At 39.4% G+C, this 6,139-nt stretch carries 5 protein-coding genes, 1 rRNA gene and 1 riboswitch; of the genes, 4 read left to right on the forward strand and 2 right to left on the reverse strand.

What is annotated here, in order from left to right:
- Positions 1 to 12: 12 nt before the first annotated feature.
- Positions 13 to 1,119, reverse strand: coding sequence for a tRNA (uridine(54)-C5)-methyltransferase TrmA (trmA, locus tag CIK00_RS14730; protein WP_101769583.1), 1,107 nt, complete (start codon positions 1,117 to 1,119; stop codon positions 13 to 15).
- 147 nt (positions 1,120 to 1,266) lie between these two features.
- Positions 1,267 to 1,502: riboswitch (cobalamin riboswitch) on the forward strand.
- Positions 1,503 to 1,535: 33 nt separating this feature from the next.
- Between trmA and btuB the strand changes: the two genes are divergently transcribed.
- The 3 genes from btuB to murI are packed head-to-tail and all read left to right on the forward strand — an operon-like array spanning position 1,536 to position 4,942.
- Positions 1,536 to 3,368 (forward strand): TonB-dependent vitamin B12 receptor, encoded by a 1,833-nt coding sequence (btuB, locus tag CIK00_RS14735; protein WP_101769584.1) that lies wholly within the window; start codon positions 1,536 to 1,538, stop codon positions 3,366 to 3,368.
- Positions 3,369 to 3,426: 58 nt separating this feature from the next.
- Complete coding sequence (locus CIK00_RS14740; protein ID WP_101769585.1) at positions 3,427 to 4,125, forward strand: Dph6-related ATP pyrophosphatase; 699 nt, start codon at positions 3,427 to 3,429, stop codon at positions 4,123 to 4,125.
- Positions 4,126 to 4,144: 19 nt separating this feature from the next.
- The gene (gene murI / locus CIK00_RS14745) at positions 4,145 to 4,942 is read left to right on the forward strand and encodes a glutamate racemase (RefSeq protein WP_101769586.1); all 798 of its coding nucleotides are present in this window, start codon (positions 4,145 to 4,147) and stop codon (positions 4,940 to 4,942) included.
- On the opposite strand, the gene CIK00_RS14750 is transcribed toward murI, so the two are convergent.
- Positions 4,911 to 5,372, reverse strand: a complete 462-nt coding sequence (locus CIK00_RS14750; protein ID WP_101769587.1) for an RNA recognition motif domain-containing protein — start codon at positions 5,370 to 5,372, stop codon at positions 4,911 to 4,913. The genes murI and CIK00_RS14750 overlap by 32 nt on opposite strands.
- Positions 5,373 to 6,023: 651 nt before the next feature.
- Here CIK00_RS14750 and CIK00_RS14755 point away from each other — a divergent pair.
- Positions 6,024 to 6,139 (forward strand): 16S ribosomal RNA (locus CIK00_RS14755); the annotation flags it as partial.

The raw sequence follows: 6,139 nt of genomic DNA on the forward strand, positions 1-6,139 counted from the left end.
GAGGACTACAGCTTATTTACGCTCTAGTAATATGCCCGCTTCCATATGATGGGTGTAAGGGAATTGGTCAAATAAGGCAAATCGAGTAATGTTGTGGGTTTCAGTTAAGATGGCTAAATTGTCACGTAATGTCTCAGGATTACATGAGATATACATGATGTTGTCGTAGCCTTGTACCATGCGACAAGTACCGTCATCCATACCTGAACGTGGTGGATCGACAAAAATGGTGTTGCAGTTATAACTTTGCAAATCAACATTCTGGTCTTTTAGACGACGGAATTCACGTTTACCCGCCATTGCATCAGTAAAATCTTCCGCAGACATACGAATAATTTGTACGTTTTCAATATTGTTTATCGCAATATTGTATTGTGCAGAATCAACCGATGGTTTTGCCAGTTCTGTTGCCAGTACACGCTCAAAGTTTGGCGCAAGTGCTAATGAGAAATTACCATTACCACAGTACAGTTCCAGTAAATCACCTGCGCTGTCTTGAGTACAATCAACTGCCCATTCTAGCATTTTCTGTGCGACTTCACCGTTAGGTTGGGTAAAGCTATTTTCAACTTGCTTGTAAGTCAGTGCGTTATCGTGAACCTTTAATTGTTCAATAACGTAATCTTGGTCTAAGACGATTTTCATCTTACGTGCACGACCAATCAGATTTAACTTAAACCCTTCATCATTTAAACGTTGCTTTAGCTGTTTTGCGGCTACTGTCCATTCATCATCAAGCTGACGGTGATAAAGCATAGAAACCAGAATTTCACCACTTAGGGTCGATAAAAAATCCACCTGAAACAGTTTGTGGCGCAGGGTTTTTATTGGCTTAATTGCTTCAAGTAGCATTGGCATTACATCGTTAATTAGACGACTTGCTGCTGGGAATTTATCAACACGGTATTTTTCACGAGTGTGTTGATCGAACATGATGTAATACAGTTCTTCGCCTTCGTGCCAAACACGAAATTCTGCACGCATACGGTAATGCTCTGCAGGAGAGGCAAACACCTCCAATTCAGGCGTTTCAAAATCGCTAAGTAGATCTTGAATACGCGCTGCTTTTTCATCCAACTGGGGCTGGTAATCAGCGATATTAAGGACGGTGGATGTCATAGTGTGTGCCTCGACTGCTCAAAATAAGACCGCAGATTTTATTGCATTGCACACTGATGTCCAGTGTTGATCCAAATTAAAATATTTATGTATCCAAAAACTCATAACTAATACCAAACAAAACTAGACATAAAAGCAATACAACACTAGCATTCTCGCTGTGCTGGTTAAGCCTTAGACGGCTCGGGAATACGGTGTAAATCCGTAACTGACGCGCAGCGGTAATAGAGAACGAACGCACATGGATGTAATCCAAACACTGTTGATGTTCCCTACTGATAATCACTGCATTATTTAGTATAGCGGCAATGGGAAGTTGTTGCCTAGGCGACCTAATGGTCATGCTCTTAAGTCCGAATACCAACCAGCAAGACAAGCAATATTGCTTTGTTATAAACGCGACTTAGGAAATTGTAATGAAAAAATCCCTTTTAGCCGCGACGGTAGCGTCGTTGTGCCTCCCTTCTTTTGCTTCATTTGCGGCTGATACAACATCTGATGATGTAATGGTGGTAACTGCTAATCGTTTTGAGCAACCTGTAACCTCAGTGCTGGCACCTTTTAATGTCGTGACTCGTCAAGACATCGATAAAGTACAAGCGAAAACGCTAACGGAAGTGTTGAGCTTATTACCTGGAGTACAGATCACTCAAAATGGTGGTCGTGGACAAAGTTCTAGTATTTTTGTGCGAGGTGCAAACTCGGATCAAGTTTTGGTCTTGGTTGATGGTATTCGTATGGCTCGCTCTGTAGCGGGTAACGTAGATTTTAATCAAATTCCATTAACTCAAGTGCAGCGGATTGAATTTACTCGTGGTGCTCGTGCGGCAATTTATGGCTCTGAAGCTATTGGTGGTGTGATCAATATCATTACCCTAACAGGAACAGATACGCCATCAAAAACGAAATTAGATTTGGGTATTGGTAGTCATAATTATCAAGAAGCAAATGTTTCTGGTGCGTATAACATCGGTGATAACAGCGTATTACAAGTTGCTGCTGGTTATGAAAATGATAAAGGCTATAACGTTCATCCTCAACCTGGATTGAATGATGGTGATAAACATGGTTTTGATAGCCGTAATGCATCGTTAGCACTCCATCACCAGTTTAGTGACGAAATCTCGGGTTTTGTTGCGACTCGTTGGTATAAAAATCACTCTCAATATGATGGTTCTAGTGTGTATTCTGGCCATCAGTATGTGAGATCGGAAACTGAATTTAATGATTATTCTGCGGGTTTAAAATATGCGCAGGATAGCTATAAGTCATCACTGATTCTTGATTATCAAAAACAAGACAATCTTGATTTGATCGATAAAACTAATGCAGTGAATCGCAAGGATCAATATCACCAACGTAATGTTCAATGGCATAACCAATATCAACTATTATCAACATTATTAGTGAGTGGTGGTATTGATTGGCGCCAAGAGCAATGGAATGATTTAACGGGTTTTGCGGGCAATAAAGAACGAGATAATACTGGCTATTATGCGATTGGCTTATGGGATTACTCTCCAGTTAGCATCGAAACCAGTGTTCGTCTTGATGATAATCAGCAATATGGCACTCATTCAACGTACAATATTGCTGGTGGTTGGTTTTTAACTGACAACATTCAACTTCGTGGTTCGTACGGCACAGCATTTAAAGCCCCTAATCTTTACCAACTTTACGTTAAAAGTGCTTGGTCGACGGGTAACCCTAATTTAAATCCTGAAACATCAAAAAATATCGATGTATCTCTCCATGCTGATTACGATATTGCAAGCGTTGCTGTTACCGCTTACCAAATGCGTATTGATGATTTAATTGAGTATGTTAGTGGCACGCCATCGTATGACAATGTTAACGGGGAAAGTAAAATTAAAGGGGTTGAAGTCGAAGCTGACTTTGATACGGGTATTATTACTCACCAGCTGAACTTTGATTTTAAAGATCCTCGTGACAGTGAAGGCCAACGACTTATACGTCGTGAGAAGTTCTCATTTAAATGGGTGGGTACGGCAAGCTATGGTGATCTTGATACCGCAGTGACTTACCAGTATCACGGTAAGCGTCCAGATATTTCAGATGTTGAATTGCCTGCATATGATACATGGGATATTGCATTAACATATTGGTTGCAGCCAAAACTTGCTTTAAAAGGGCGAGTAGCTAACCTTCTAAATGAAGATTACGAAACGGCTGGTGGCTATGTGATGCCGGGTCGAACTTATTATACCAGCATTAATTATCAGTTCTAAGGTGTGATTTTTTATAGTTCAAGGCCGCCATTGTGCGGCTTTTTTGATGGTGATAAATATGAAACAAAAAGTGATTATTAGTTGGTCATCAGGTAAAGATTCAGCTTTAACGTTATGGCGGTTAATGAATGATCCTAACTATGAGGTTGTTGGGCTTTATACAACCCATGTTGATAACGATGTCCCTTTTCAAGCAACACCTATTGCAGTTGTTAAAAAACAAGCGCAGTTAATTGGTTTACCATTAGTGCTAATTGCATTACCTGAAGTATTTCCAGCCAATGATATTTATCAACAGATGATTGTTGATGGGCTAAAAAATTGTGGGTTACCGTTTGATGCTGTCGCTTTTGGTGATTTGTTTTGTAATGGTATTGCTGATTATCGGCGTCAGTATATTAAGCCAGCAGGTTGGGAGTGTGTTTTTCCATTACTTGGGCAGCCTAGCCATCAGTTAGCCAATGAAATAATTGAATGCGGGATTAAAACGAAATTGGTTACCGTTGATAGTACTCAATTGGATACGCGTTTCTGTGGGCGTTGGTTTGATCGTGAATTATTAACTGAATTACCGCCGACCATTGATCTCTGTGGCGAGAATGGAGAATTTCATTCGTTAGTCGTCGATGGTCCTTTTTATCAGCAACCACTTAACCTGATATGGTTAGGGTGTGAAACAGATTCACGGTTTTGCTATCAACGCTATGCACTGGTAGAGACTGACTCATCGCAGTATCATAACGACCCGATATCGTAATGTAATAAGGTAAGTGGTAGTGAAAAAAGTTGTCATTTTTGATTCAGGGGTAGGTGGTTTATCTGTATATCAAGAAATCTACGCTTTGTTACCTCAAGTGCAGTTTATCTATGCTTTCGATAATGCCGCTTTTCCCTATGGTGAATTGGATGATGCAACGCTAATCAAGCGTACTAATCATATTGTGTCGTTATTAGCTCATCAGTATCAGGCTGATTTGGTGGTTATCGCCTGTAATACTGCCAGTACTATCGTTTTACCTTCGTTACGTCAGCAGTTAACAATACCTGTGGTCGGGGTTGTGCCAGCGATAAAACCTGCAGCGCTGGCTAGTCAAACAAAATCGATTGGTTTACTGGCAACGCCTGCAACGGTTAACCGTCCTTATACTCATCAATTAGTACAGCAATTTGCGAATGGTTGTGACGTTAAAATGATTGGTTCTACTCGATTGGTGGAAATGGCAGAGCAGAAGCTACGCGGTAAGTCGGTAGATATGGGGGAATTAACTGAGATACTAAAACCATGGCAAGGTGTTGTTGATAGTATTGTATTAGGCTGCACACATTTTCCACTTATAAAGCAAGAAATTCAGCAGGCATTAAAGCATCAGGTAAATATTGTTGATTCAGGTAAAGCAATTGCTAAACGGGTCGTATCATTATTAGAATTATCGAATGATGTTATCGTGGCGCCTAATGCGATACATAATGTCACATACAGCAGCGCCGCAACATATGATGCTGCGGCGCTGAATAAAAGCTTAAATGAAATGCAATTAGATATTATTCAAGATCTAAACTATCCGCATTTTTAGGTTCATTAGCTTCACGGACTTTTAATGTACGTTGGCCATATTCTTGGTTGTTGAGTTGATCAATTGCATTTTCTGCGTCTTGACTGTTCATGACAACAAAACCAAAGCCCCTGCGTTTTCCTGTGCGTTTATCTTTCATTAGGCGCACGGCAAAAACATCACCATGCTCTGCAAAAAGGTTTTTTACGTCACTCTCATTAGCACGATAGGGAAGGTTGCCAACATAAAGGGTTTTGCTACTCTGAGAAGGATCTAATTCATCGAGGATGGGATTTTTGTTTTCTTGCATAAATCGCAACGCCAATCCTGTTAGCATTGCACCAAGCGCAAAACTAATGGCTGGTGGAGTACTGCTGAACATACTGAAGATTAAGGCGCCAATGATGGCGATGGCAATCACTGTTATTGTGGTTTGATTATTTGATTTCATATTTAAAGTACATCTCAAAAGGGAAAGAGAAGAATGCGTTAATGGGTGTTTTAACATCAAGTCTATAATGATGCCAATTTTAATGGTCTGTAATTAATAATAATTGAGTATAAATATACTCGCATGAGCTTATTTACAGACACATAGTTCACATTAGATGAAATAATCAGCAATTACATTCTTTTTTTTTAAAAAGACTTGTCAGAGTGATCAAAGTCTCTATAATGCGGCTCCATCGAAAGAGAATACGGTTAAACAACTGATCGAGTTCAAACTTTAGATAAAATATTTTTCTTTTGGCATATTCTTAGCAAGAAGAAAGTCAACAAGACGTTTTAGTAAATAAAATCTCTTTTTGACTTTAGTACTGAAGTGCGAAGCGCTAATGTATTGAAAGTAAATGTTCTTTAACAATTTGACCATGCAATCTGTGTGGGCACTCACTGAATAGTTAAGTCGAAAGATTTATCAATAAACTGAGTGACCAATACAAAATGACCCAATCTATTTATAGAGAAGATTATTTTGGCACAGTTATTTAATTATCATTTTTTAAATGATAAAAAGCTTTAAAATTACACTCTTTATTTATAAAGAGTTGGTATTAAAGTCAGTATTTATTGAGCCGTTTCGAAAGAAACAACAAAACTTTAATTGAAGAGTTTGATCATGGCTCAGATTGAACGCTGGCGGCAGGCCTAACACATGCAAGTCGAGCGGTAACAGAAAGAAAGCTTGCTTTCTTTGCTGACGAGCGGCGGACGGGT

The organism is Photobacterium carnosum (assembly GCF_002849605.1).
In the GTDB taxonomy this organism is placed as follows: Bacteria; Pseudomonadota; Gammaproteobacteria; order Enterobacterales; family Vibrionaceae; genus Photobacterium; species Photobacterium carnosum.

What these genes read in the sequence shown, in the direction of transcription:
- trmA (WP_101769583.1), bottom strand. Translation starts at nt 1,119, where the DNA reads ATGACATCCACCGTCCTTAATATCGCTGATTACCAGCCCCAGTTGGAT.
- btuB (WP_101769584.1), top strand. Translation starts at nt 1,536, where the DNA reads ATGAAAAAATCCCTTTTAGCCGCGACGGTAGCGTCGTTGTGCCTCCCT.
- CIK00_RS14740 (WP_101769585.1), top strand. Translation starts at nt 3,427, where the DNA reads ATGAAACAAAAAGTGATTATTAGTTGGTCATCAGGTAAAGATTCAGCT.
- CIK00_RS14750 (WP_101769587.1), bottom strand. Translation starts at nt 5,372, where the DNA reads ATGAAATCAAATAATCAAACCACAATAACAGTGATTGCCATCGCCATC.